The sequence below is a fragment of the Mycolicibacterium gadium genome (assembly GCF_010728925.1).
GTDB lineage: Bacteria > Actinomycetota > Actinomycetes > Mycobacteriales > Mycobacteriaceae > Mycobacterium > Mycobacterium gadium.
The window spans coordinates 5,051,557-5,076,044 of the sequence record NZ_AP022608.1 but is presented as its reverse complement, the minus strand read 5'-3'; the positions used below and the strand labels follow the sequence as shown (position 1 = coordinate 5,076,044).

General features: G+C 64.4%; 26 protein-coding genes and 1 tRNA gene. 18 read left to right on the top strand and 9 right to left on the bottom strand.

Going from position 1 to position 24,488, the window contains the following annotated elements:
* Window positions 1-2: 2 nt before the first annotated feature.
* The gene (locus G6N36_RS25160; RefSeq protein ID WP_163689460.1) at window positions 3-1,076 is read right to left on the bottom strand and encodes an LLM class flavin-dependent oxidoreductase; all 1,074 of its coding nucleotides are present in this window, start codon (window positions 1,074-1,076) and stop codon (window positions 3-5) included.
* A 98-nt stretch (window positions 1,077-1,174) separates the two neighbouring features.
* On the opposite strand from G6N36_RS25160, the gene G6N36_RS25155 reads away from it, so the two are divergent.
* The 6 genes from G6N36_RS25155 to G6N36_RS25130 all read left to right on the top strand — a co-directional run bounded on the left by G6N36_RS25155 (window position 1,175) and on the right by G6N36_RS25130 (window position 6,853).
* Entirely contained in the window at window positions 1,175-1,999 is an 825-nt protein-coding gene (locus G6N36_RS25155) for a MaoC/PaaZ C-terminal domain-containing protein (RefSeq protein WP_163689459.1), read from the top strand.
* Window positions 1,996-2,628, top strand: coding sequence for a TetR/AcrR family transcriptional regulator (locus G6N36_RS25150; protein WP_235690162.1), 633 nt, complete (start codon window positions 1,996-1,998; stop codon window positions 2,626-2,628). The genes G6N36_RS25155 and G6N36_RS25150 overlap by 4 nt, the downstream gene beginning before the upstream one ends.
* Complete coding sequence (locus G6N36_RS25145) at window positions 2,618-3,364, top strand: SDR family NAD(P)-dependent oxidoreductase (protein ID WP_163689458.1); 747 nt, start codon at window positions 2,618-2,620, stop codon at window positions 3,362-3,364. Before G6N36_RS25150 ends, G6N36_RS25145 begins: the two co-directional genes overlap by 11 nt.
* A 63-nt stretch (window positions 3,365-3,427) precedes the next feature.
* Window positions 3,428-5,053 carry a class I adenylate-forming enzyme family protein gene (locus tag G6N36_RS25140; protein WP_235690161.1) on the top strand — a complete coding sequence of 542 codons (1,626 nt, stop codon included), beginning with the start codon at window positions 3,428-3,430 and terminating at the stop codon, window positions 5,051-5,053.
* Entirely contained in the window at window positions 5,050-5,718 is a 669-nt protein-coding gene (locus tag G6N36_RS25135) for a nuclear transport factor 2 family protein (protein ID WP_163689456.1), read from the top strand. The genes G6N36_RS25140 and G6N36_RS25135 overlap by 4 nt, the downstream gene beginning before the upstream one ends.
* A gap of 1 nt (window position 5,719) precedes the next feature.
* A complete protein-coding gene (locus G6N36_RS25130; RefSeq protein ID WP_163689455.1) occupies window positions 5,720-6,853 on the top strand; it encodes an acyl-CoA dehydrogenase family protein in 1,134 nt (377 codons plus the stop codon).
* Between the two features lie 2 nt (window positions 6,854-6,855).
* On the opposite strand, the gene G6N36_RS25125 is transcribed toward G6N36_RS25130, so the two are convergent.
* Window positions 6,856-7,665, bottom strand: coding sequence for an SDR family NAD(P)-dependent oxidoreductase (locus G6N36_RS25125; RefSeq protein ID WP_163689454.1), 810 nt, complete (start codon window positions 7,663-7,665; stop codon window positions 6,856-6,858).
* Window positions 7,666-7,873: 208 nt separating this feature from the next.
* On the opposite strand from G6N36_RS25125, the gene G6N36_RS25120 reads away from it, so the two are divergent.
* The 7 genes from G6N36_RS25120 (at window position 7,874) to G6N36_RS25090 (ending at window position 14,455) form a co-directional block, all read left to right on the top strand.
* Window positions 7,874-8,485, top strand: a complete 612-nt coding sequence (locus G6N36_RS25120) for a TetR/AcrR family transcriptional regulator (protein WP_163689453.1) — start codon at window positions 7,874-7,876, stop codon at window positions 8,483-8,485.
* 106 nt (window positions 8,486-8,591) lie between these two features.
* The gene (locus G6N36_RS25115) at window positions 8,592-10,061 is read left to right on the top strand and encodes an aldehyde dehydrogenase (protein ID WP_163689452.1); all 1,470 of its coding nucleotides are present in this window, start codon (window positions 8,592-8,594) and stop codon (window positions 10,059-10,061) included.
* Complete coding sequence (locus tag G6N36_RS25110) at window positions 10,058-10,816, top strand: SDR family oxidoreductase (protein WP_163689451.1); 759 nt, start codon at window positions 10,058-10,060, stop codon at window positions 10,814-10,816. The genes G6N36_RS25115 and G6N36_RS25110 overlap by 4 nt, the downstream gene beginning before the upstream one ends.
* Window positions 10,813-12,339, top strand: a complete 1,527-nt coding sequence (locus G6N36_RS25105; RefSeq protein WP_163689450.1) for a class I adenylate-forming enzyme family protein — start codon at window positions 10,813-10,815, stop codon at window positions 12,337-12,339. The genes G6N36_RS25110 and G6N36_RS25105 overlap by 4 nt, the downstream gene beginning before the upstream one ends.
* On the top strand, window positions 12,336-12,638 hold the full coding sequence (locus G6N36_RS25100; RefSeq protein WP_163689449.1) for a hypothetical protein: 303 nt from the start codon (window positions 12,336-12,338) through the stop codon (window positions 12,636-12,638). The genes G6N36_RS25105 and G6N36_RS25100 overlap by 4 nt, the downstream gene beginning before the upstream one ends.
* A gap of 63 nt (window positions 12,639-12,701) precedes the next feature.
* Window positions 12,702-13,991 carry a DUF427 domain-containing protein gene (locus G6N36_RS25095; protein ID WP_163689448.1) on the top strand — a complete coding sequence of 430 codons (1,290 nt, stop codon included), beginning with the start codon at window positions 12,702-12,704 and terminating at the stop codon, window positions 13,989-13,991.
* 14 nt (window positions 13,992-14,005) lie between these two features.
* On the top strand, window positions 14,006-14,455 hold the full coding sequence (locus G6N36_RS25090) for a nuclear transport factor 2 family protein (RefSeq protein WP_163689447.1): 450 nt from the start codon (window positions 14,006-14,008) through the stop codon (window positions 14,453-14,455).
* Between the two features lie 152 nt (window positions 14,456-14,607).
* Here G6N36_RS25090 and G6N36_RS25085 read toward each other — a convergent pair whose 3' ends face one another.
* Window positions 14,608-15,414 (bottom strand): SDR family NAD(P)-dependent oxidoreductase, encoded by an 807-nt coding sequence (locus G6N36_RS25085; protein ID WP_163689446.1) that lies wholly within the window; start codon window positions 15,412-15,414, stop codon window positions 14,608-14,610.
* 48 nt (window positions 15,415-15,462) lie between these two features.
* Between G6N36_RS25085 and G6N36_RS25080 the strand changes: the two genes are divergently transcribed.
* Together G6N36_RS25080 and G6N36_RS25075 are read left to right on the top strand one after the other, a co-directional pair.
* Window positions 15,463-16,305 (top strand): SDR family NAD(P)-dependent oxidoreductase, encoded by an 843-nt coding sequence (locus G6N36_RS25080; protein ID WP_308205960.1) that lies wholly within the window; start codon window positions 15,463-15,465, stop codon window positions 16,303-16,305.
* A gap of 84 nt (window positions 16,306-16,389) precedes the next feature.
* The gene (locus tag G6N36_RS25075) at window positions 16,390-17,247 is read left to right on the top strand and encodes a mycofactocin-coupled SDR family oxidoreductase (RefSeq protein WP_163689444.1); all 858 of its coding nucleotides are present in this window, start codon (window positions 16,390-16,392) and stop codon (window positions 17,245-17,247) included.
* 92 nt (window positions 17,248-17,339) lie between these two features.
* Here G6N36_RS25075 and G6N36_RS25070 read toward each other — a convergent pair.
* Window positions 17,340-17,422 (bottom strand) — tRNA-Tyr (locus tag G6N36_RS25070).
* A 102-nt stretch (window positions 17,423-17,524) separates the two neighbouring features.
* Between G6N36_RS25070 and G6N36_RS25065 the strand changes: the two genes are divergently transcribed.
* The gene (locus G6N36_RS25065; protein WP_163689443.1) at window positions 17,525-18,016 is read left to right on the top strand and encodes a YajQ family cyclic di-GMP-binding protein; all 492 of its coding nucleotides are present in this window, start codon (window positions 17,525-17,527) and stop codon (window positions 18,014-18,016) included.
* 3 nt (window positions 18,017-18,019) lie between these two features.
* On the opposite strand, the gene G6N36_RS25060 is transcribed toward G6N36_RS25065, so the two are convergent.
* The gene (locus G6N36_RS25060) at window positions 18,020-18,823 is read right to left on the bottom strand and encodes a transglutaminase-like domain-containing protein (protein ID WP_163689442.1); all 804 of its coding nucleotides are present in this window, start codon (window positions 18,821-18,823) and stop codon (window positions 18,020-18,022) included.
* 133 nt (window positions 18,824-18,956) lie between these two features.
* Here G6N36_RS25060 and G6N36_RS25055 point away from each other — a divergent pair, with 133 nt between their 5' ends.
* Window positions 18,957-19,982 (top strand): NAD(P)H-dependent glycerol-3-phosphate dehydrogenase, encoded by a 1,026-nt coding sequence (locus G6N36_RS25055; protein ID WP_163689441.1) that lies wholly within the window; start codon window positions 18,957-18,959, stop codon window positions 19,980-19,982.
* 8 nt (window positions 19,983-19,990) lie between these two features.
* Here the strand turns inward: G6N36_RS25055 and G6N36_RS25050 are convergent, their stop codons facing one another.
* The 3 genes from G6N36_RS25050 to grcC1 form a co-directional block, all read right to left on the bottom strand.
* On the bottom strand, window positions 19,991-20,515 hold the full coding sequence (locus tag G6N36_RS25050; protein WP_372512429.1) for a hypothetical protein: 525 nt from the start codon (window positions 20,513-20,515) through the stop codon (window positions 19,991-19,993).
* Between the two features lie 147 nt (window positions 20,516-20,662).
* Entirely contained in the window at window positions 20,663-21,541 is an 879-nt protein-coding gene (htpX, locus tag G6N36_RS25045) for a zinc metalloprotease HtpX (protein WP_163689440.1), read from the bottom strand.
* 41 nt (window positions 21,542-21,582) lie between these two features.
* Entirely contained in the window at window positions 21,583-22,590 is a 1,008-nt protein-coding gene (gene grcC1 / locus G6N36_RS25040; RefSeq protein ID WP_179964868.1) for a nonaprenyl/(2E,6E)-farnesyl/geranylgeranyl diphosphat synthase, read from the bottom strand.
* A 21-nt stretch (window positions 22,591-22,611) separates the two neighbouring features.
* Here grcC1 and menJ point away from each other — a divergent pair, with 21 nt between their 5' ends.
* Window positions 22,612-23,832 carry a menaquinone reductase MenJ gene (menJ, locus tag G6N36_RS25035; RefSeq protein WP_163689439.1) on the top strand — a complete coding sequence of 407 codons (1,221 nt, stop codon included), beginning with the start codon at window positions 22,612-22,614 and terminating at the stop codon, window positions 23,830-23,832.
* Window positions 23,833-23,850: 18 nt separating this feature from the next.
* On the opposite strand, the gene G6N36_RS25030 is transcribed toward menJ, so the two are convergent.
* The gene (locus G6N36_RS25030; protein ID WP_163689438.1) at window positions 23,851-24,450 is read right to left on the bottom strand and encodes a TetR/AcrR family transcriptional regulator; all 600 of its coding nucleotides are present in this window, start codon (window positions 24,448-24,450) and stop codon (window positions 23,851-23,853) included.
* Window positions 24,451-24,488 lie beyond the last annotated feature (38 nt).

The window sequence follows — 24,488 nt, the reverse complement described above, 5'->3', positions numbered from 1 at the left end:
CGTCACGCCGGGGCTGCTGCGAGTTCGGTCGCGGCAGGAATCACCTCTTGGGAGAACAACTTCATCGACTCGTAGACTTTGGCGCGGTCCATGGCACCACCTCGCGACATCCGCAGCATGATGTTGCGCCAGCCCATATCGATGACGGCCTGCATCTTGCCGATGATGCGCTCGGGGTCACCCATCAACGTGAGATGCGAGTTGAGCACCTGCTCATAGCTCTGCTTGTCGTGCTTTTCGAACCAATCCGAGTAGGCCTTGTAATCGGCTGGAATCTCGCCGCCGCGCTCGAACGGATTCGAATATTTGAGGTGCGTCTCGATGGACAGCTCAACGCTCTGCCGCGGATAGGTACGGGCGAAACCGTCGTCGTTGTGGCAGAACGCGTTGAGGAGCGCCCAGACGTTCTCGGTGGCGGCCTCGAGACCCTTCTTGGCCTGTGTCTCCAGGTAGATGTCCAGAGCACCCTGCAGGTCCGGGTCGACCGTGTAGGGATTGCCGATGATCGCGCCGAAACCCTTGTCTGCCAACCATTCAAAGCTCGAGGGAGTTTTCATCACGGTGCCCCATACCGGAACGGGCCGTTGCACCGGACGCGGATAGATCGTCACGTCCTCGAGTTGGAAATACTTGCCCGCATAGCTCACATTCTCCTGGGTGAGCAGGAGGTTCACGATGTCGACACACTCCTGATAGCGGCCGGTCGCCTCGTCCATCGAAATTCCGAAGCCCTTGAACTCGTGGGCTTGGTATCCGCGACCGAACCCGGCATCGAAGCGCCCACCGGACAATACATCGACCATCGCAATACGCTCGGCGAGCTGGATCGGGTTGTGAAAAGGACTGACCATGCACGCCGTGCCGATACGGATGCGCTCGGTCTGCGCGGCAATGGCAGCGGCAACCAACGGAAGATCGGCCAGCATGCCGTAGGGCGAGAAATGGTGCTCAGCCAGCCAGACCTCGTCATAACCGAGTTCCTCGGCCCAGCGCGCCTCCTCCAACACATTGGCGAACACCTGCTGATCGGACAGGTGGTTGGGCTTGTCGCCGAGGATGAATACGCCGAACTTCATTCCGATCGCTCCTAGAAACTAGTTGCAGTTACTGCCACTATATTGCACGATCGAACATATATCGTCAATCCGTTCAATACGGTCACCGGGAGGTTGCGTTGAGCCTTGACGCGAATGCAGTGGGCACCAAGCTCGATCCGACGACGTTTGCCTGGACGGAAGCCGACACGATCCTCTACGCGCTCGGGGTCGGTGCCCGACCACCGGACGAGCTCCGCCTCCTCGACGAACGCCGTGGTCCCGCGGTGCTGCCGACCTTCGCCCTGCTGGCGAACTGGTGGGCGGTCAAGGATCTGCGCAGCGTCCTCGATCTCGGAACGTTTCCAATCGTGCACGGCGGACAGTCGCTGTCGGTGTCTCGCCCGGTGCAACCCCGCGGCGAGGTCGCGGTGACCGGTGAGGTCACCGCGGTGTGGGACAAAGGCAAACACGCCTCGATCGAGGTCACGACGCGCGGTACCGACGGTGACGGCGAACTGTTCGTCGCGGTGGGACAGACGATGGTGCTCGGCGGCGGCGGATTCGGCGGAGACCGCGGGCCTGCGTCGGCCGATGAGCCCTCGGGACCGCCCGACGTCACTGTGGTCGACGAGGTGCGGCCCGAACAAGCTGCCATCTACCGCCTCAACGGTGACCGTAACGCGCTGCACATCGATCCCGACGCCGCGAAGAAGGCTGGCTTCAACGATGTTTTCCTGCACGGCCTGTGCACCTTCGGATTTGCCGCGCGCGCCCTGGTGAACAGTCTTGGTGGCGGCGACCCCACGGCCCTTCACTCGATCAGCTGCCGATTCGCCAAACCGGTGATGCTCGGCACCCCTTTGAGCACCGAAGTCTGGCGGCGCGGCACGAGCGTGCAGTTCCGCACCAGTCAGGGTTCGGTCGTTGCCCTGTCGGCAGGCACCGCGACGCTGCGAGGATGACGGTCATGGATCAACGTCGGATGCGGGGCCAACGCAACCGGGTGGCGCTCATTGCCGCAGCGGTCGAACTCTTTGAGATCGAGGGCTACGACGCCACCACCGTCGATCAGATCGCCGCCGCCGCAGGGGTCGCGCCACGGACGTATTTCCACCATTTCGCAACCAAAGAGGACATCCTTTTCGACGGCTACGCCGAGAGGCTCGACGAGGCCACTCGGCGCTTTCGCGCATCACGCTCCACCACATTGTGGGGGGCCCTGTCTGAGACATCGGCCGCCGTCGCCGAAGCGATCGCCGCACAACCGGAGATCTTCGTGGTCCGTGCCCGAATGTACGCAAGTCACCCCGCACTGCGTGCGACGCGGCTGCGCATCAACGACGACTGGATCGACCAGATGACCCGCGAGGTCGCCCGGTGGCTCGATGCCGACCCCGACTCAGATCTGCGCCCCCGTTTGGCGGCCACGGTCGTGAACGGAGCCAACCGCGCCGCGATCGACACGTGGGTGGCGCGCGACGGCCGCGGTGATCTGGTGGCCCTTATGGGCCAGGCGGTCGTCCTCCTTCGACCGTCCATCAACCGCATCGAGCGGCTGGTCAGAGAAGATCGGCGCCGCCATGTCGGGTAACCGTGGGCTGGCGGTGGTGACCGGCGGCGCTCGTGGAATAGGCGAGGCGATCGTCGACGAGCTGGTCGCTGCCGGCTACCGGGTGGCCGTGGTCGATGTGAACGCCAAGGCGCTGGCCAAGATCAGCGACAGTGATGCCGCCCGGACGGGCGTGGTGATCCCGGTCGAACTCTCCATCACCGACCGCACAGCCGTCGAACGCGAACTCGGTGCGCTCGCGACCGCCCACGGCGCAATCCAGGCACTGGTCAACAACGCAGGTATGACCTTGCCCGCAACGTTTCTCGACCAAACGGACGAGGATTGGAATCGGATCATCGCGGTCAACCTCACCGGCACCTTCATCATGGCGCAGGTCGCCGCACGCCAGATGGTCGAGCAGAGATCAGGCGCGATCGTGAACATCAGCTCGGTGTCTGCGCACGGCGTCCGCACCGGGCCCGCTGCGTACGCCGCCGCCAAGGCGGGTGTCGAAGGCCTGTCCAGGCTGATGGCGGTGCAACTCGGTCCGCTCGGGGTGCGGGTGAACACCGTCGTCGTCGGGACCACCGCGACACCGTGGCTGCTCTCGCGGAAGAGCGATGAAGAACTCGAAACAATGCGCTCCACGACACTTACCGGTTCCATCGGTGAACCCGCCGACATTGCCAAGACGGTCGCATTCCTGTGCTCACCGTCGGCCAAACACATCACCGGCCAGATGGTCTCGGTGTCCGGCGGGCAGTGGATGCCATAGTCGGGCTCGTTGTACGATGAAACACCCAATGCAAATCTGTTCAGTCCGATCGAGGTAGCCAGGGTGAGTCCGACCCGCACATTCGCCTACGATCCGCTTCCCTATCCGGCTGTCATGCCGTCGATGCTCGCCGAACTTGTCGAGCGCTTCGGCCCCGCCGACTTCGTCGTGTCTTCGGACGGGGCCGGTACCGACGAACGCATCACCTACGCCGAAGTGGGTGAACGATCGGCGGAGATGGCGCGACGACTATTGGCCGCCGGCGTGACCAAAGGGTCCCGGGTCGGCATCCTGGCACCCAATGGCCCTGACTTCGCGGTCGCGTTCCTGGCCACCACCCGGATCGGGGCGGTGGCGGTGCCCATCAACACGTTTTTCCAGCCCCCCGAACTCGAATGGCTGCTTCGCGACGCCGATGTCCACACAGTGGTGTCGGTGTCCACTCTGCTGGGCAAGGACGTAGCGGCCCGACTCGTGCAGGCGACCGGAATAGCGCCGGGCACCGCCAACCCGGTCCTGACCGATCGGCTACCGCACCTGCGCAATGTGTTCTTGCTGCCCCTCGATGCCCAGGGCTGGCCCGAACCCGTCACGCAGTCCTTCCTCGATGCCTGCGAGTCGACGGTGCGCCCCACAGATGACATGGTGATCATCTACACCTCCGGAAGTACGTCAAATCCCAAGGGCATCATCCACTCTCAGAACACTGCGATCGCGCATTCCCGGTTCATCGCAAGCCAACACGAATGGGATCCCACCGACCGCGTCTATATTCCGATGGCCTTCTTCTGGGTCGGCGGCCTGATCTTCGGGCTTCTGGGACCGATGCAGATCGGCGTGACGATCCTGACCGAGCACCGGTTCGATCCTGCCGATGTGCTGCGGCTGTTGGCGGCCGAACGGGCGACCTACGCGACAGGGTTCCCCCACGTCGGGCCCGCGTTGACGAACCATCCCGACTTCGCGACCACCGATCTGTCCGCGCTCCGCGAGGGCTACCAGCAGGTGCTGCTGCCGCCGGAACGGCGCGCTGACGACCCGTCGCTTCGGGTTCGACAACTCGGCATGACCGAGACCTGCAGCTCGCACACTTGGTGGCCGCCCCACGAACAGGTGCCGGAATCCAAGCGCGGGTCGCTCGGAGTTTCGGCACCCGGCTACGAACACAAGGTGGTCGACGAGACGGGTCAGGAAGTGCCCAACGGGGTGGCCGGCGAGATCTGCGTGCGCGGTTGGGCGATGATGCGCGGCATCGTCGGGCGCAGCAATCGGGACGTATTCGATGCCGACGGTTGGTATCACACCGGCGACGCGGGATATCGCGATGACGACGGACACCTCTACTTCGCGGGCCGCACCGACGACATGATCAAGACCTCCGGGGCCAACGTGGCTCCCATCGAAGTGGAGTCAACGCTGAGCAGAATCGACGGCGTGCGCATCGCCTACGTCGTCGGGCTGCCCGACCCGGTAAAGGGCGCGGTGGTCAGTGCCGTGGTTGTGCTCGACGACGGTGTCGACCTGTCGGCCGACGCTCTGGCCGCACAGTGCCGCAAGCAACTGGCGGCCTACAAAGTGCCCAAGAAGTGGGTCATCCTGCCCGACGCGGACAACCTGCCGTATACCACCACCAACAAGATCGACAAGATCGCGCTCGGCACGTTGTTGGCATCGGGCGCACTCGCATGAGCGGCGACAACACGATCGAAGCGCTCACTGCACGCATCGAACGTCTCGAAGCGCTCGACGAAATCCGTCAGCTCGCAGCCAAATACGCTGTGGCTCTGGACATGCGTGACCTCAATGCTGTCGTCAACCTCTTCGTCGAGGACGTCGGAGTGCCGGGTAAACGTCGTGGGCGGGAGGCGTTGCGTCAGTGGTACGACACCGAGATGCGACACGACCTGCTGGGTAGTGCACACGGACCGCTTGCACATGTGATCGACGTCCATGACGACGGCCACGCCACCGGCCTCGTCTACTCGCGCAACGATCTGGAAACCGAGACAACATGGGTGATCGAACTGCTTGCCTATCTCGATGCATATGAACGACGCGACGGCCGTTGGTATTTCGCTCGACGGACTCCGCTGTTCTGGTATCAGACCGATATCACCGATCCGCCGCTTGGTCCCGAAAAGATGCGCTGGCCCAACACGAATGCGCACGTAGGAACTTTTCACGACGCGTTCCCCAGCTGGGCGGAGTTCTGGTCAGCCGATCCGGGGCGACTCGAGACTCCCGTCCCCGCGCCACCGCCGGTTGGCGAATGGCTGCAGGCGTTGCGCCGAAGCGACTCCGCCCCGCGCGTCAGCCCGACAGGTCGAAGCGCCGACGATCCAAGGAACGGATGACATGACAACCGACTCGGATTCCGCCGTCTTCACACTCACAGACGACCAGCGCGAGTTTCGATCAACGGTGCGCGCGTTCCTCGAACACCACTCGCCGGAACCCGAGGTGCGCCGCGTCATGGAGTCGGCGCAGGGGTTCGAATCGGCTATATGGCGAGCCATGGCCGATCAGCTGAGACTGCAAGGGTTGATCATTCCCGAGGAGTACGGCGGCGAGGGGTTCGGCTTCACCGAACTCGGTCTGGTGCTAGAAGAGATGGGCCGGGCACTGCTCCCCGGTCCATACTTCACGTCGGCAGTGCTCACTGCAGCTGTACTCCTGGGTTCCGATGACATCGAAGCGTGCAAACGCTACCTACCCGGCATCGCTTCCGGTAAGACCATCGCGACCCTGGCACTCACAGAGCGCTCCGGACGATGGGATCGCGAAGGCATCGAGACAACAGCCGACCAAGATGGTGCCGCATGGACACTGCGGGGAGCCAAACACTATGTGCCAGATGGCGGTATCGCCGATCTCGTCATTGTCGTGGCCCGCACCGCGTCCGGGGCCGTCGGCCTCTTCGCCGTCGAGAGCACCGATGATTTGGTGCGCCGAGAGCAGTCAAGCCTCGACCCGACACGCCGCCAAGCCGTCATCGAGTTCACCGGCACCGCTGCGACGCGGGTCGGTCTCGAGGATGCGTGGCCCGGGCTGAGCCGCGCGCTGAGTCAGGCGACCGCGGCGTTGGCCAACGAACAAGTGGGCGGCGCTCAGCGGTGCCTCGATCAGGCGGTTGCCTACGTCAAGGTCCGCACCCAGTTCGGTCGACCAGTCGGCTCCTTCCAGGCGATCCGGCACCGCTGCGCCGACCTGATGCTCGACATCGAATGCGCCAGAGGCGTAGCGCAATACGCCGTCCACGCCATTGATCACTTTCCCATTGAGTCCAAATCGGCGGCAGCGCTGGCCAAGGCGTTCTGCTCGGACGTGTACGCGCGTGCCGCAGCGGCCAACATCCAGTTGCACGGCGGTATCGGATTCACCTGGGAACATCCCGCGCACATGTATTACAAGCGAGCGAAATCGTCGGCGATGTTGCTCGGAGACCCGAGCTACCACCGCAGCCTGTTGGCCGACTCCATCGGCGTCTGAGTTCAGAAGTCGGTGCCGCCGTCGATGTTGATGACGGCACCGGTCATGTACGCGGCGCGGTCCCCGAGCAGGAACGCGATGAGTTCGCCTGCCTCGTGCGGTCTTCCGCCGCGGCCCAGCGCCACTCTCATATTCCAGTCGGGATTGCTCGACAGGTGGGTGTAGATCGCATCTTCGAGCGGCACACCGTATTGCTGTGCACGATGCTCTCGGATGTGGTCGTTCGTTTCGGTGTCGAACAGACCGGGGCACACCACGTTCACACGGATTCCGTCGGGGCCGTGTGTCTTCGCCAAGATCTTGGACAGCGTCAGCACAGATGCCTTCAGCGCGTTGTAGGGCGGGATCAGAATCTTCGGGGCTCGTACCGAATATGCGGCGGTGGTCACGATGGTGCCGCCGCCATTCCGCTGTAGATGTGGGATGACCGCGCGACACGATCGCACGGTTGCCATCAGGATGAGCTGGTAGTACCAATCCCAGGAGTCGTCGCCGTGTTCGAGGAAAGGCCCCTGCTGGTTCATTGGTCCTGCGGTGACGGCAAGTCCTCGTAGCGGGCCCAGCTCTTCTGCCGCGCGGTCGACGGCGCGATCCACCGCTCCTCCGCTCTCGGTCGCATCCACGGCAATCCCCATGGCCCGGATACCGAACTCTGTCGTCAGTTCTTGTGCACGCTCCTCGGCTCGTTGACCGTCGCGCGCGAGCAAGGCGACGTTCGCACCGTCGCCGGCCAGCGCCCGGGCCGTGCCGTATCCCATGCCAGTGGTCCCGCCGACAAGCACAAAGTTGCGGCCTTCCAGTCCGAGTTCCACGCTTCCAACCTCCGGTGACGTTTGGGAAGTACTGAACAATAGGACGAACTATGTCATATTGATATGCAGTGATCAGTGCGTTCAACGCGGCCGAGGGCGACGCGGCCGCACCGTGGCGGCGCACAGGAACAGGCCGTGTCGCGTAGCATCGGTTATTTGGCAGGGCCAACTCGAGCCGTCTAGCAGGCCCTACCGGACAAGGAGCGGGATGGCGACCCAACGGGCCACGGCCGACATCGAGACGCAGGACGAGCACGACCGACAGGATCAGATCCTGGAGGCGGCCAACCAGTGCTTCACCCAGTTGGGCATCCATCGCACCAGCGTGCAGGACGTCGCCAGAATGGCGAACGTGTCGCGGGGCACGGTCTACCGCTATTTCGAGGACCGCAATGTGCTGATCGATGCGGCGATCGAATTCGGCGCCCAGAAGTTCTATCAGCAGGTTGCCGCGGCCATGGCCAAGAAGTCGACTCTCGCGGAGAAGCTCGGCGCCATGGCCGAGACTCACGCGATCATCCTGTTGGACCATCGCACCCGCAACCGCTTGATGGCCGACGACTCAGAGCTGATGCGTCACATGATTTCCGATGGCGATTCCGCCGTCCGGCGTACCACGGAATTCCTGGTGCCCTATGTCCGCGAAGCGCAGAAGCGCGGCGAGGTCGGCGCGGGCATTGACGTCACCGCCGCCAGCGAGTGGCTGGCCAGGATCATTTACTCGTTCTCGACGGTCAATCAAGCGCAGACTTTCGACATGTCCAAGCCCGACACCGTCCGCAAGTACGTCGAAAAGTTCGCCGTCAACGGATTGCGCTGACACAACTACCCACTCTCTCTGTTCAACTGAACAAACCCTGTACTACTGTTCTTTATGATCTTGCGGCGTGGACCTCGCGCGCGCAGGTCAGAGGATCAGGAGACCCATGACCGAGATCTGGCGCGAAGAGCGGATGTTGATTGACGGCCGGCTCGTTGACGCGCGAGCGGGCGGCGCATACGACAACGTCAACCCGGCGACGGAGAAGGCTATCGGCTCCGCCGCCGACGTCACTGCCGCGGATATGGACGCAGCCATCACGGCCGCGCGGCGAGCCTTCGACAGTACGGACTGGTCGACAAATCACGATCTACGTGTGCGGTGCATCCGACAACTGCACGAGGCGCTCGTCAAGCATGCCGACCAACTTCGCAACACCACCGTTGCCGAGGTCGGCTGCCCGCTTGCGCTGACATATGGCCCGCAGATCGACGCTCCCCTGGCCGGGCTGCCCTGGGTCGCAGATCTTGCCGAGAGCTACGCGTGGGAAACCGACCTTGGAATCGCCGAGCCGTTCGGCATCAAAACCCGTCGCACCGTACGACGAGAGCCAGTGGGCGTCGTCGCTGCAATCACTCCCTGGAATTACCCGGTGCAGATCAACCTCGCAAAGATGATCCCCGCACTGGCCGCGGGCAGCACCGCGATTCTCAAGCCTGCGCCTGACACGCCCTACAGCGCAACACTTCTCGGGCAGCTCATTGCCGAGCACACCGACATTCCGCCTGGCGTTGTCAATGTGGTCACCTCAGCGGGCCACGACGTGGGCCAGCAGCTGTGCGAAGACCCGCGCGTCGACATGATCTCGTTCACCGGCTCGACGGCAACGGGAACGCGCATCATGATCGCAGCAGCCGCGACCATCAAGAAGGTGTTCCTCGAACTCGGCGGCAAGTCGGCGCTCGTGGCACTCGACGACGCCGATATCGGATCGGCAGTCACATCGGCCGCATTTGCCGCAACTACTCACGCCGGACAGGGCTGCGCCAACACCACGCGACTTCTGTTGCCCCGAGCCAAGTATCGCGAAGGTGTCGACGCACTGGCCGACATGCTCAAGGGCTGGTCGTATGGCGACCCCACCGATTCATCGGTCCTCATGGGTCCGCTGATCCGCGAGGAACAGCGACAGCGGGTGCTCGCTTACATCCGCAAGGGAATCGACGAAGGCGCCACACTGGCTGTCGGCGGGGGCATTCCGGAGCATCTGCCGGTGGGTTACTACGTCGAGCCGACACTGCTCACCGATGTCGATCCCAATGCCACAGTCGCCCAGGAGGAGATCTTCGGGCCCGTCCTGGTCGCCATCCCGCATGACGGTGACGACCATGCGGTAGAGATCGCCAACAACTCGCGTTACGGCCTGTCCGGATCCGTGGTGAGCGCGTCGGACGACCGAGCGCGCTCGGTGGCCAATCGCATTCGCACGGGCACGGTGAACGTCAACGGCGGGGTGTTCTACGGCGTTGACGTCCCATTCGGTGGTTACAAGCAGAGCGGTATCGGACGGGAGATGGGCGTGGCCGGCTTCGAGGAGTACCTGGAAATCAAGTCGATCGCGCAACGGGCCTCATGACCGCGCGGTCGCTGTCAGGTAAACGGGTCGTCGTCGTCGGTGCCTCAGCCGGCATCGGCAAAGCATTCGCGATCCGGGCGGGTAAAGAGGGAGCGAACCTCGTCGTTGCTGCTCGACGCTCCGACAAGCTCGCTGAAGTCATCGCTGAAGTTGGCTCGGGCACACCGGTGGTCACCGATGTGCGCAGACCCGAGGATTGCGCCCGTGTCGCTGCGATAGCCCGCGAACAATTGGGCGAGGTCGATCTGCTGGTGATCAGCACCGGATACGCACCATTGAAGAATCTCGGCGACACCGATACTCATGACTGGCGCGACGTGTTCGAGACAAACGTCGTTGGTGTACACGAGACCATCCGCGCCCACCTGCCCATTCTCACGCCCTCGGCGATCGTCGCTGCCATGTCCTCTGACTCGGTGCGTAATCCCCACTCCGCGCTCGGGGCATACTCCTCGAGCAAAGCGGCGCTGGAGCGGTGTCTGATCTCGTGGCGCCTGGAGAATCCAGGCTACAGATTCTGCTGCGTCGAGGTAAGCGGCACCGTCCCCACGGATTTCACCTCGGCATTCGATCCAGACGTACTCGGAGAGGCTGCGACGGAGTGGATGTCCCGCGGCCTTGTCCAGGCGAGCAGGATGACCCCGGAAGACGTCGCAGAAGTGTTGGCGGGCGTCTTCGGCAGCGTGGTGGACTTCCCGGAAGTCGGTGTGGAATCGCTGGTCGTCAAGTCGCCATCGGGACCGTTGCGGCCGTGAGCGTTTCACTCCTGCTCGAGATGGCTCAGGACGCGGCGCTGGCCGAGCCTGATCGCGTCGCCGTGGTCTCCGGTGATCTCCGCCTGACCATCGCGGAACTGAGCACCCTCGCCGACGGCGCTGCCGGCGTGATCAGCGCTTCGGGAGCCCAGCACGTCGCTTACGTCGGAGCCGGCGGAGCAATGCTTCCACTGATGGTCTTCGCTGCGGCACGGGCCGCAGTACCTATCACGCCGCTGAACTATCGCCTGTCTGCGGAGGGTTTGCGGACGCTGATCGGACGGCTTCCAAGGCCGGTCATCATCGTCGACGACGAGTACCGCGATATGGTCGGAGACCTACCGGGCGACGCCGTGCAGATCATGTCCCCTGCCGAGTTCATCGCCACAGCACGGACGTCACCACCTGCGGCCGAATACGCCGACCCGGATTCGGTGGCGGTGGTGCTGTTCACATCGGGCACGACGTCGGCACCCAAAGCCGTTGAACTGAGCCATAACAACCTCACCAGCTACGTCATGGGAACTGTCGAGTTCGCGTCCGCAGAACCCGGTGACGCTGCCGCAATCTGCGTACCGCCCTATCACATCGCGGGCATCGGAGCCGCCCTCACAAATCTCTACGCCGGACGTAAAGCGGTGTACCTCAGCAACTTCGATGCCACGGAATGGGTCCGACTGGTAAATCGCGAAACGGTCACCTCGGCAACAGTCGTTCCCACGATGCTGGACAGAATCGTGACCGTGCTCGAAGGGCTCGACGAGTCTCCTTTGCTGCCCTCGTTGCGCACGCTAGCCTATGGCGGATCGAAGGTCGCCGCTCCGCTGGTGCGCAAGGCGATGACTCTGTTGCCCCATGTCGGGTTCGTCAACGCGTACGGTTTGACCGAAACCAGCTCCACCATCGCCGTCCTCACTCCCGAGGACCATCGCACGGCGCTGGCGTCAAGCGATCCCGCGACGGCACGACGGCTCGGATCAGTCGGCCAGCCCGTCCCCACGATCGAGGTACAGGTCCGGGCGCCGAACGGCGCCGTGCTGGGCCCGGGCGAGCCCGGCGAGTTGTACGTGCGCGGCGAGCAGGTATCGGGCCGCTACACCGGCATCGGCTCGGTGCTCGACGCAGACGGTTGGTTCCCCACCAAGGACGTCGCATACCTCGATGAAGACGGCTATCTGTTCATCGGCGGCAGATCCGACGACACCATCATCCGCGGCGGCGAGAACATCGCGCCGGCCGAGATCGAAGACGTCCTGGTCGAGCATCAGCACGTACGAGAATGCGTCGTCGTTGGCGCCGACGACGACGAGTGGGGGCAGATCATCGTCGCCGTCGTCGTACCCCGCGGTGACTCCGAACCCGACCCCGAAGAGCTACGGGGTTTTGTGCGTGAACGGCTGCGGGGATCGAGAACCCCGGACCGCGTCGTCTTTCGTGAACAACTGCCCACCAATGCGACCGGCAAGGTATTACGGCGCGAAATCGTCGATGAACTGAACACGAGCGCGAAGGAGCTCACATGATGAAGAACGGCACTCGGCTGAAGAGTCAGGTGTGCGACACCCAGGTCATCATCGTGCGCAGTTCGGAGGCGCTCGACGACCTCCGCGCGGGCGGTGCGCCGATGGTCCCTGTCGGCGATGAGGTCGATGGCAGCCTGAGCCTCGATGACAGTTTCGCCGACGGCACGCAGATGGGGAAACGCTACGTCGACGACACAGGGGCCGAAGTGCTGGTCACCAAGGCCGGCGCGGGTTCGCTGTCGATCGGCTCTACACCGTTGACCATCAAGGAAGCCAAGCCGCTGCCCGCCAGCGACTAGGACGGACCGTGGCTGATGTACTCGTCACCGGCGCAACCGGCTTGACCGAGGAAAGGGTATTTCATGGCGGACACCGTCAATGACGTTCAATCGCTCTGGCCCGACTACCCGAACTACCGAATCGACCTGACGCCCTGCAAGCTCACCGGACAGGTCTGGGCCGGTGACACTCTGCTGGCCGAGAGCGACGCCTGTCTCATCGTGACCGAGACCGATCACGAGGACAGACTGTACTTTCCGGAATCGTCGGTTGATTGGCAGTACTTCGAGTCGTCTGATCAGACCACGGTGTGCCCCTTCAAGGGACGGGCCGGTTATTGGAACCTCGTCGGCCCGCATGGGCCGAGGGCCAACGCCGTGTGGACCTACCGCACGCCGCTGCCAGAAGTCGCCGGCCTGAAAGGTTATGTGTCGTTCTACGATCACGGTCTGCGCATCGTCGTCGTCGAAAGATGGCCCGACGGAACCGAGGTACCCGCGACGTTCCCACTGTGGGGTGATGCAGCCGAACTGCTGCGCCTCATCGATGTTGAACCCACCTCAGACCGCAAATTCATCGGACCGGCTCACGGCCCAACTCGCCGTGATGTCGTAGAAGGCGGTCAGTTCGTCGCAGAAGCCATCGTCGCCGCCACTAAAGCCCTTCCTGGACAACGGATCACATCGGTGTCGATGATCTTCACCAAGGCGGCATCGTTCACCGCACCCGTCGAAGTCGACGTCGATGTTCTCCGACACGGCCGAACGTTCTCGACCACCGAGGTGCGGATCAGCCAGCATGGATCGTTGCGGAGTGTTGGGTTGCTTCTCGCCGACTCAGGCGCCGAGGACGTCATTCGCGACAGTGCACCAATGCCCGACACCCCCGGCCCCGAAGATGCCGCACAGTTCGCCGGTTTCGGGATGCCCGGCCGCGAGATCAGGATCGTCGACGCCGCATACGATCCCGATCCCGAGCGAATCGGGCCCCCGACGATCGACGCCTGGGTCCGGTTCCGGGAGGCGCCTGATGAGCAATACCTACATCAAGCACTGCTGGCCCAATCGACGACGCACTGGACCATTGCCGCAGGCATGCGGCCACACCGCGGTTTCGGTGAGGCCCGCGCACACGACACGTTGTCCACCGGAATCATGAAGGCGACCATAGCCTTCCACGAGGACGTCGACGTCAGTGACTGGCTGCTATACAGCAATCGCGCGTTCTGGTCGGGGCGAGGCCTCGTTCAGGGCGAGGGCCGGGTGCACACTCGTGACGGTCGCCTCGCTGCCTCCTACACCATTCAGGCGATGGTCCGAGAGTTCAGCCGCAGCCCAGCAGACATGGGTCGCGACAGCCGGACCGCAATGTGATTGGTTTCAACCAAATGGACCTTCAGTCCGCTGCGCCTGACCTCGAGCTTGAAACGCTCTCCCGCCGTTACGCCGCAGCGATCGATCACCGTGATATCGCCGGGCTACTCAGCGTGTTCGCAGCCGACGCAACCATGCGCGTGGAACAACCTGGTCACAAGGTCGGCCACCTGAGCGGCCACCGGGAGCTCGAACACATCATCAAGGTTGTCAATCGCTTTTCACGTACCGCACACGTTCTCGGACAGGGCCTCTTTCAGGTGGACGGTGATCGCGCCGAGGGTGAGATTTATTGCACCGCACATCACTTCAGTTCTAGTGCGTCGGGTTCCGGTCACGACCTGGTGATGCACATCAGGTACATCGACCGCTACGCCATCGGCCAGGATCTCAGCTGGCGCATCGTCCACCGCACGGTGCGCGTCGACGCCATCGAAGAACGGCGGGTACAGGGGGACTGGTGATGCGGTCCCTTACCAACAGATATCCGTCATCGCCGGTCAAGGTGACAATGGCGCCGGCTTCGGTAAATCGGCTCGCCACCTCGAAGCCGATTCCCCTCCTCCCACGCGTGACGGCAACACGCGCTCCGCTCTGGACTCGAATCAAATGCTCTTCATGGGACATGTCCGAGCACGTACTGCCCGCTGTCGGGATGGTGATACCACCCACCGGCTGCGCTGGTCCCACCGTCGACGTGCAGCGTTTGGCCGGTCACGTAGGAGCTCAGGTCGCTGGCGAGAAACAGTGCGGCGCCGGCCATCTCGTCGACATGGCCAGCCCGACCGAGTGGCACCATGAGCTTGGCATTCTCCTCGCCGTTGGGTGCCATTCGGCGCAGGCTCTCGGTGAGGGTGAAGTCGGGCGCCAGACCATTGACCCGAATACCGTGTGGTGCGAGTTCAAGCGCCGACGTCTTGGTGAAATTGAATACCCCCGCCTTCGCTGCCGCGTACGCGGCGAAGCCGGGTGCTGCACGAACGCCTTCGATCGTGCTGACGTTGATGATGCTCCCGCCCAGTTGCGCGTCGACCATGGCGCGAGCCACCCGCTGGGTGCACAGAATCACCTGCGTCAGGTTGATTCGGATCAACGAATCCCAGCCGTTGGGAGACGTTTCGAGGAGACCTGACCAGAAAACGCCGCCAGCGTTGTTCACCAGAATCGTCGGCGTGCCGAGTTCACCCTCCGTCGCCGCCAGAGCAGCGTCGACCTGGTCGGGATCGCGGACGTCGGTCACGCAAGCAAGCCCGCCGACCTCAGTCGCGGCATCGGCCGCCGACGCCGCGTCCTTCTCCCACACCGCCACCTTGGCTCCGAACTCGGTGAACGCTGCTGCTATTGCTCTGCCGATGCCTCCTCCGCCGCCAGTCACGACGGCAATGTGACCAGCGAGTGACACCGCATCACGGCGTAGGACCATCAGACCTCCTCGCAAGGTACGCACAGGCACTATACGACTAGACACATAATGCTCTATTGTTTCACTCGGAGATACCCGGGAGTGATGGATGTCGTTCAAAGACAAATATGGGCCTTGGGCGCTGGTCGCCGGCGCATCGGAGGGTCTGGGGCCGCGCTCGCCAGCGGTGCCGCGGAGCGTGGATGCAACGTCGTGCTCATCGCGCGCTCCGAATCGAAGCTGGCCAATGTCGCCGCCCACGTCGAGCGAACTCACGGTGTCCAGACCCGCACGCTGTCGGTGGATCTCAGCGGCCCCGATGCGACAAGCCGTGTGCTCGACGGCGTCGAAGATCTCGAAATCGGCCTCTTCATCTACAACGCCGCCGCCGAGCCGCGCGGGTTGTTCCTCGATACCCCCGATGACGAACTCGTGCGCAATGTCTACATGAATTGCACGGTCCCCACCCTGCTCACCAAATCACTCGCCGCCAAGATGGTCGAACGGCGGCGCGGCGGTATTGCGCTGTGTTCGTCCGGTGGTGCACTGCAGGGCTTGCGCATCTTCGCCGCATATGGGGCGGCCAAGGCGTACGAATTGCTTCTCGCGGAGGGTCTGTGGGACGAGCTGCGCGGTTCCGGCGTCGACGTCATGGGGTACGTCATCGGCACGACCCTGACCCCTGAGTACCGCCGAAACATGAACGTCACCCCTGAGGTCGAATCGAACTTGCGTGCCGCCGGCGCCCAAAGCCCGGAGGAGTGCGCAGCCCGTTTCTATGAAGTATTCGGCACCGGCCCACGGGGATATGCGAGCGATCATATCGAGGCGAACTTTGCAGCCAATGCGCGTCTGCCGAGGGCTGAGGTGGTGGCCGCCATGGGCGAACACATGCAGGCAAGCTTTGGTTAGACAGCGGCGGTTCTTCCAACGAACCGGCCGACAGTCGCCTGCTGCTCAGATATCAATGACCGAACATATTCAACGGAGGCACATATGAACCGACTCAAGGGCAAGGTAGCTCTCGTCACCGGAGCGGCCCGCGGACAGGGACGGAGCCACGCCGTCCACCTCGCAGATGAGGGCGCAGACATCATCGCCGTCGACATCTGCGCCGACATCGAGTCCAACGAGTACCCCCTTGCCACTCGCGAGGACTTGGACGAAACAGCGAAGCTCATCGAGAAGTCCGGTCAGCGTGTCGTCACGGCTGTCGTCGACGTGCGCGACCGCGCAGGTCTCAAATCGGCGCTGGACGACGCCGTTGCACAATTGGGTGGTCTGCACGTTGTCGTGGCGAACGCAGGAATCTGCCCACAGGGCAATCACATTCCTTATCAAGGCTTTATCGACGCATTCGACGTTGACTTCGTCGGAGTCGTCAACACGATCCATGTCGGCCTCGATCACCTGACTGCAGGCGGCTCGGTGATTGTGACGGGTTCCATCGCCGGACTTGTCGAGCAGAAGGATCTCGCGACTGGTGGCGGTCCTCAAGGACCAGGCGGGGCGGGTTACGGAATGGCGAAGAAGATGGTGCGTGACTATACGAAGGCGCTAGCCCTCACGATGGCCCCGCACAGCGTACGTATCAACGCCGTTCACCCTACGAACGTGAACACCGACATGCTTCACAACGTGCCTATGTACAAAGTCTTCCGGCCCGATCTTTCGGAACCGACACGTGAGGATGCCGAGGCGGTGTTCCCGATATTGCAAGCGATGCCGACGCCTTGGGTGGAACCGGAGGACATTTCACACGCGGTGGTGTACCTCGCCTCCGACGAGGCCCGATTCGTCACCGGACAACAACTGTTCGTCGACGCCGGCGCCGGACTCAAGATGGGCATGTAGCTGCGGTCGCCGTCGATTCTGCTGCGGACGAACTGCGGACGGGCGACCCGCTGAACACAGTCAGGCCCCCTCGTAAGGGGGCCTGACCAGGGTGGCAGGTGCAGGATTCGAACCTGCGTAGGCGTAAGCCGACGGATTTACAGTCCGCTCCCATTGGCCGCTCGGGCAACCTGCCTGGGTGCTGCACCACCCGGGTACCGGTTTGGTGCGAATAGCAGGGTACAACGAGGATGGTGCTAAGACGAAAACGCACCAGAGACCAGGAGGGCCGAGTCCAATGGCGGATTCATCGTTCGACGTCGTGAGCAAGGTCGACCGTCAAGAGGCCGACAACGCACTGAACCAGGCGGCCAAGGAGCTGTCCACGCGCTACGACTTCCGCGGCACCGACACCTCCATCGCCTGGCAGGGCGAGGAGACCGTCGTCATCACGTCCTCGACCGAGGAGCGGGTCAAGGCGGCGATCGACGTCTTCAAGGAGAAGCTGATCCGCCGCGACATCTCCATGAAGGCCTTCGACGTCGGCGAGCCGCAGGCTTCGGGCAAGACCTTCAAGGTCAGCGGCTCGATGAAGCAGGGCATCAGCAGCGAGGACGCCAAGAAAATCACCAAGATCATCCGCGACCAGGGCCCCAAGGGCGTCAAGGCTCAGATCCAGGGCGACGAGATCCGGGTGTCGTCGAAGAAGCGCGACGACCTGCAGGCCGTCATCGCCCTGCTCAAGGGCTCCGACCTGGATGTCGCCCTGCAGTTCGTCAACTACCGCTGACCCCTAGCCGATCGACACCAGTTCGCCGATCGGGTCCCTCGGCAGGTCGCCGTCGGTGACGGCGGTCACCGACATCCAGTTCAGGTTGATCCCGCCCCTGTGGTTGTCCAGGAAGGCGGTGTCGGCGGCGTCGCGTCCAGTGGCGATGCGGACCAGTGTCTGCCGCGGCGCCAGCAGGGTGGCGTCGACGACGCGCCACTGCCCCTCGACGAACGCCTCGGCCACCGCGTGAAAGTCCATGGGGAACAGACCCGGCGCATACACCGACACAACGCGGGCCGGGACGAACACGGCTCGCAGCAACGCCACCGCCAGGTGCGCGAAGTCGCGGCAGACTCCGGCGCCGGCGAGCAACGTGTCCGCCGCGCCGTCGATCGGGTCGCTGGACCCGGGCACATAGTTCAGCCGCGTACCCACCCAGGACGACACCTTCTCCAGCAGCGTCGCCGAATCGACGTAGTTGCCGAATTCCGTTGCCGCGAACCCGAAGAACTTGTCGGCCTCCGCGTAGCGGCTCGGCCTCAGGTACACCGACTTCTCGTACTCGGTGACCGGCGGCGGATCAGCTCGGCCGGTGACGGTCGCGGCATAGTCGACCCTCAGCAATCCGCCTGCAACGTCAATCTTGTGGATCCTGTTGCCGTGCGTTCCGCTTATCTCCAAGGGCTGCAGAGGTTTTCCGTCCAACACGAAGGACAACGATTCCGACACGTGAGCATTGACGTGCGGTGCGACGGCGATCTGAAACTCCAGTTCGGTCGGCGCGAGCACCTGGACTTCGAGCTGCGCGCCGACGTCTCGCCTCATGCTGCTGATGATGCGCCTCTCGGTCGGGTTGTGCGAGCCAGACGACGAACGTGGGACTCGCCAGAGGATCTACCCGCATTCAGTCGCCACAAACCGGTCCGCGCGGCTCGCCGACAGTCATACCCTGATCGGCATGGCACCTGCGCAACGCGAACCCAAAGTCGTCGTCCTCGGTGGAGGCTCATGGGGCACCACCGTGGCGTCCATCTGCGCGAGGCGCGGGCCGACGCTGCAGTGGATGCGTTCCCAGGAGACCGCCGACGACATCAACGACAAGCACCGCAACGCCAAGTACCTGGGCAACGAGGTCGAGCTGGCGCACACACTCAAGGCCACCACCGACTTCTCCGAAGCCGCCGAGTGTGCTGACGTCATCGTGATGGGAGTGCCGTCGCACGGCTTCCGCGGGGTGCTGACCGAACTCGCCAGGGAGCTACGACCGTGGGTGCCGGTGGTGTCTCTGGTCAAGGGTCTCGAGCAAGGCACGAATTACCGGATGAGCCAGATCGTCGACGAGGTGCTGCCCGGACATCCGGCGGGCATCCTGGCCGGACCGAACATCGCCCGAGAGGTGGCCGAGGGCTACGCCGCGGCCGCGGTGCTCGCCATGCCCGATCAGCGTCTCGCGGCAAACCTCGCGGATTTGTTCCGCACCAGACGGTTTCGTACCTACACCACCGACGACGTCGTCGGTGTCGAGATGGCGGGTGCGCTCAAGAATGTCTATGCCATCGCGGTCGGTATGGGCTATTCCCTTGGGATCGGCGAGAATACGCGCGCGATGGTGATCGCCCGCGCGTTGCGCGAGATGTCCAAGCTCGGCGAGGCCGTGGGAGGACATCGCGACACGTTCGCCGGTGTCGCGGGCATGGGCGACCTGATCGTCACGTGTACCTCACAGCGCAGCCGCAACCGCCATGTCGGTGAGCAGCTCGGCGCGGGCAAGTCGATCGAAGAGATCATCGCCTCGATGAACCAGGTCGCCGAGGGCGTGAAGGCCGCCAGCGTGATCATGGAGTTCGCCGAAAAGTACGGCATCGCAATGCCGATCGCGCGCGAGGTCGACGGCGTCATCAACCACGGCTCCAACGTCGAGGAGGCGTACCGCGGCCTGATGGCCGAGAAGCCCGGCCACGAGGTATACGGCGCGGGGTTCTAGCGCGGTGCTCAGTTGAAGTACGGGTTGGTGCCCTCGGGCCGATCCAGCAGCGGGTTGACGCCGCCGTTGATGATGAAGCTGCCCGCCGGGCTGAGCACGAACCCGGACTGGTTGCGGCTGTCGGCGCAGGTGGTCACCGACCCGTCGCTCCCGCAGCTGACCGTCTGATAGCTCAGGCGCGAACCCGCGGGCAGCGGCTTGGCGTTGACGTTGGCGAACACATCCCCTGCCGAGTTGGCGAACGACGGGACGCCGGGACCACCACTGACCAGGTTCGCGCCTTCCGGCGCCCCGGGGATCGCGCCGCTGCAGCCGTAGCCGCCGTTGCGTTGCAGGACGCAGGTCAGGCCGTCGGGCGTCTTGAAGGCGTACCACTGGTTGTCCATCACCTGGTACTCCGACAGCTTCACCGGCGCGTACGCGTTCACGTTCGGTGGGGGTGGCGGTGGCGGCGGTGCCGGCGGCTGGGCCATCGCGATGCCCGGTGCTCCGATGAGGGCCGCCCCCGCAGACGCCACGACGCCGATCAGCATTCTGTTCAGCACGGTCCACACCCTAGATGGTGCGGTTGTGACTCGCAGCATGCCCATGTCATCGCCGGTCAGGGTGGCGACGTTACCCATCAGCGACTTCGGTGCGCCAACCGTCGCTGAGCGAACGTTTGCGCACCGAAATCGCACTCAGTAGCGGTCCGGGCCGCGGCCGGCCATCGCCTCCAGCCGGGCGATGCGATCTTCCATCGGCGGGTGCGTCGAGAAGAGCTTGCCGATCTTCTCGCCCGCCCGGAACGGGTTGGCGATCATCAAGTGCGCCTGATCGGCGAGCTGAGGCTCCGGCGGCAGCGGGGCCTGCTGCACGCCCATGCTGATCTTGCGCAGCGCACTCGCGAGCGCCAGCGGATCGCCCGTCAGCTCGGCTCCCGACTGATCGGCCTGGTATTCACGCGACCGCGAAACAGCCAACTTGATCACCGTCGCGGCGATCGGACCGAGCAGCGAAACAAGAAGAATGGCAAAGGGATTGGTACCACCGTCGCGATTACCACCGAACATGCTCGCGAAGAAGGCGATGTTGGCGAGCGCGGTGATGACCGCGGCCATGGCGCCGGCCACACACGAGATGAGGATGTCGCGGTTGTAGACGTGGCTGAGCTCGTGGCCGAGCACCGCGCGCAATTCCCGCTCGTTGAGGATGCCCAGGATCCCGGTCGTGCAACACACGGCGGCATTGCGCGGGTTGCGCCCCGTCGCGAACGCGTTCGGGGCCGCGGTGTCGCTGATATAGAGCCGCGGCATCGGCTGACGCGCCGTGGTCGCGAGTTCGCGCACGATCTTGTACATCACCGGCGCCTGCATCTCGTTCACCGGCTGCGCATGCATCGCCCGCAACGCCAGCTTGTCGCTGTTGAAGTACACGTAGGCGTTCATGCCGACGGCGAACAGGACGGCCAGAAACATGATGTTGCGCCCGAACAACGCCCCGATGAACACGATCAGCGCAGAAAAGCCTGCGAGCAGCAGGAACGTCTTGGCCGTGTTGGCGTGCGGATGCCAGGTCATGCCCGTTTAACGCTTAGCCCGGCTGTGCAAGTTCCGCTCCGTCAGCCGTGCCGATTGGCCGTGTAGTCGGCCAGCGTCGCCAACGCCTGGCGCCCGGGGCTCTCGGGCAGGTTCGCCAGCTCCTCGCGTGCCTGTGCGGCGTACTCGGCGACGGTCTGCTTGGCCTTCACCATGCCCTGCGAGGCACGCAGCAGGCGCAGCGCCTCGGCGAGGTCGTCGTCGTTCTCGACGGGGCCCGCGAGCAGCTCACGCAGCCGGTCGGCGTCCGGGCCGGTCTCCCGCAGCGCGTAGAGGACCGGCAGCGTGTGCACGCCTTCGCGCAGGTCCGTGCCGGGCAGCTTGCCGGATTCGTCTGGATCGCTGTCGATGTCGATGATGTCGTCGGAGATCTGGAACGCCGTGCCGACGATGCCGCCGAGGCGGCTCAACCGTTCGATCTGCTCCTCGTCGGCACCGGAGAACGTCGCCCCGAACCGGCCGGACGCCGCGATCAGACAGGCGGTCTTCTCGTACACCACCTTCAGGTAGTGCTCGACGGAGTCGACATGGTCGGCCGCGCCGCGGGTTTCCCGCATCTGGCCCGTGACCAGCTGGGCGAACGTGTCGGCGATCACGCGCACCGCCTCCGGACCCAGCCGGGAAACCAGCCGCGATGCCGTCGCGAACAGATAGTCACCCGCCAGGATCGCGATGTTGTTGCTCCACCGCGCGTTCGCGCTCGGCGCACCGCGACGCACCTGAGCCTCGTCCATCACGTCGTCGTGGTACAGCGTCGCCAGGTGCACCAGCTCGATGACGGCGCCTGCCACGTCGACCTGCCACGCATCGGGTTCGGGGCCGAGGCGCGCCGCCAACACCGTGAACAGCGGACGGAACCGCTTGCCGCCCGCCTGGAACAGGTGCTGGACGGCCGCGGACATCAGTTCGTCGGCTTTGCCCAGCTCAGTGGCCATCAAATCTTCGATTCGGGCCACGGCCTCGCGCACATCCTGCGCAAAGGCGGGGTCTCCGAAGTCGACGCCTGCCACCACACTCGCCGGTGTCCTCACCCTGCCAACATACTGGGAGCTATGCATACGCGAGCCGACGTGGTGGTCGTCGGGGCCGGACCCGCCGGTTCCGCCGCGGCGGCGTGGGCGTGCCGGGCCGGGCGCGACGTGCTGGTGATCGATTCGGCGCAGTTCCCGCGCGACAAAGCGTGCGGCGACGGCCTGACACCGCGCGCGGTCCAGGAGATGGAGCACCTCGGGCTCGGTGCGTGGCTGGACGGACGCGTGCGACACCGCGGGTTGCGGATGTCGGGGTTCGGCGCGGACGTCGAAATCGAGTGGCCGGGTCCGTCGTTCCCCGCCACCTCGAGCGCGGTCCCGCGAACCGAACTCGACGACCGCATCCGCATGGTGGCGGTCGATGAGGGCGCCAAGATGATGCTTGGCGCCAAAGCCGTTGATGTCCATCATGATTCGTCGGGACGAGTGACGTCGCTGGTGCTGGACGACGGCGCCGAGATCGGCTGCGGCGAGCTGATCGTCGCCGACGGCGCCCGCTCGACGCTGGGACGCGTGCTCGGTCGTGAGTGGCACAAGGAGACGGTGTACGGCGTGGCCATCCGCGGGTACATCGGCACGCCGCGCGCGAGCGAACCGTGGATCACGTCGCATCTCGAACTGCGCTCACCCGAACGTGAGGTGCTGCCCGGCTACGGCTGGATCTTCCCGCTGGGCAACGGCGAGGTGAACATCGGTGTCGGCGCGCTCGCGACGTCCAAACGGCCGGCCGACGCCGCACTGCGTCCGCTGATGGCGTATTACACCGACCTGCGCCGCGAGGAATGGGGCTTCGACGGAGCGCCGCGCGCGGGTCTGTCGGCGTTATTGCCGATGGGCGGTGCGGTATCCGGGGTGGCCGGGCCGAACTGGATGCTGATCGGTGACGCCGCGGCCTGCGTCAACCCGCTCAACGGCGAGGGCATCGACTACGGGCTGGAAACCGGAAGGCTGGCGGCCGAGCTGCTGGGCACCGGCGACTTCACGTCGGCATGGCCCGCGGTGCTGTCGGCGCACTACGCGCAGGGTTTCTCGGTGGCGCGACGGCTCGGGCTGCTGCTGACCATCCCGCGCTTTTTGCCCGCGACCGGTCCGCTCGCGATGCGCTCGTCGTTCCTCATGACGATCGCGGTGCGCGTGATGGGCAACTTCGTGACCGACGAGGACGCGGACTGGGTTGCGCGGTTGTGGCGGCGTGCGGGTGCGGCCTCGCGTCGGATCGACGAACGACCCCCGTTCAGCTAGACGGATCGCCGCGGCGAATCAGGACAGCGGCGCAAGGCCCGATCGGATGAGGTTCATCGATCGCGCCGTGATCTCGCCGAGGTCACCGGAGCAGCCGTTGCGACCCCAGTGCTCGACGGCCGTCACCAGCGCCGCGGCGACCACCGCCCCGGCCACGTCGGCGACGAGGTCGATGTCGGCGACATCCCGGTATCGGTTCCTGATGAACTCGGTCAACACAGCGGCGAACGAGGACTGCACGACCCGTAGGTGCCCGGCGATCCGCTCGGCGCTGATCAATTCCGCCCTGGCGGTCGCGGCCTGGCGGACCACCTCGATGTCGAACGGGAAGCTGACGATGCCTGCGAGCACCGCGTCGAACAAGGATTCCGTGGGCGGTCGCTGCTCCAACGCTTCGGCCAGCCACTCCACCTGCGTCTCGTAGTCCTGGAACAGCACCGCTTCCTTGGTGGGGAAATGCCGGAAGAACGTCCGCTCGGTGACTCCGGCCTCGCGCGCCAGCTCGGTGACCGTCACATGGGCGAACCCCTTGTCCGCGAAGCTGGCCAGCGCGGCCCGCCGCAGTGCCTCACGGGTCGCGCGTCGCCGCTGCTCATGCAGGTTGGGAGCGGAGGTCATCGTGGCCCGATGGTAGCCGAGCCTTGAAAATTCATGTC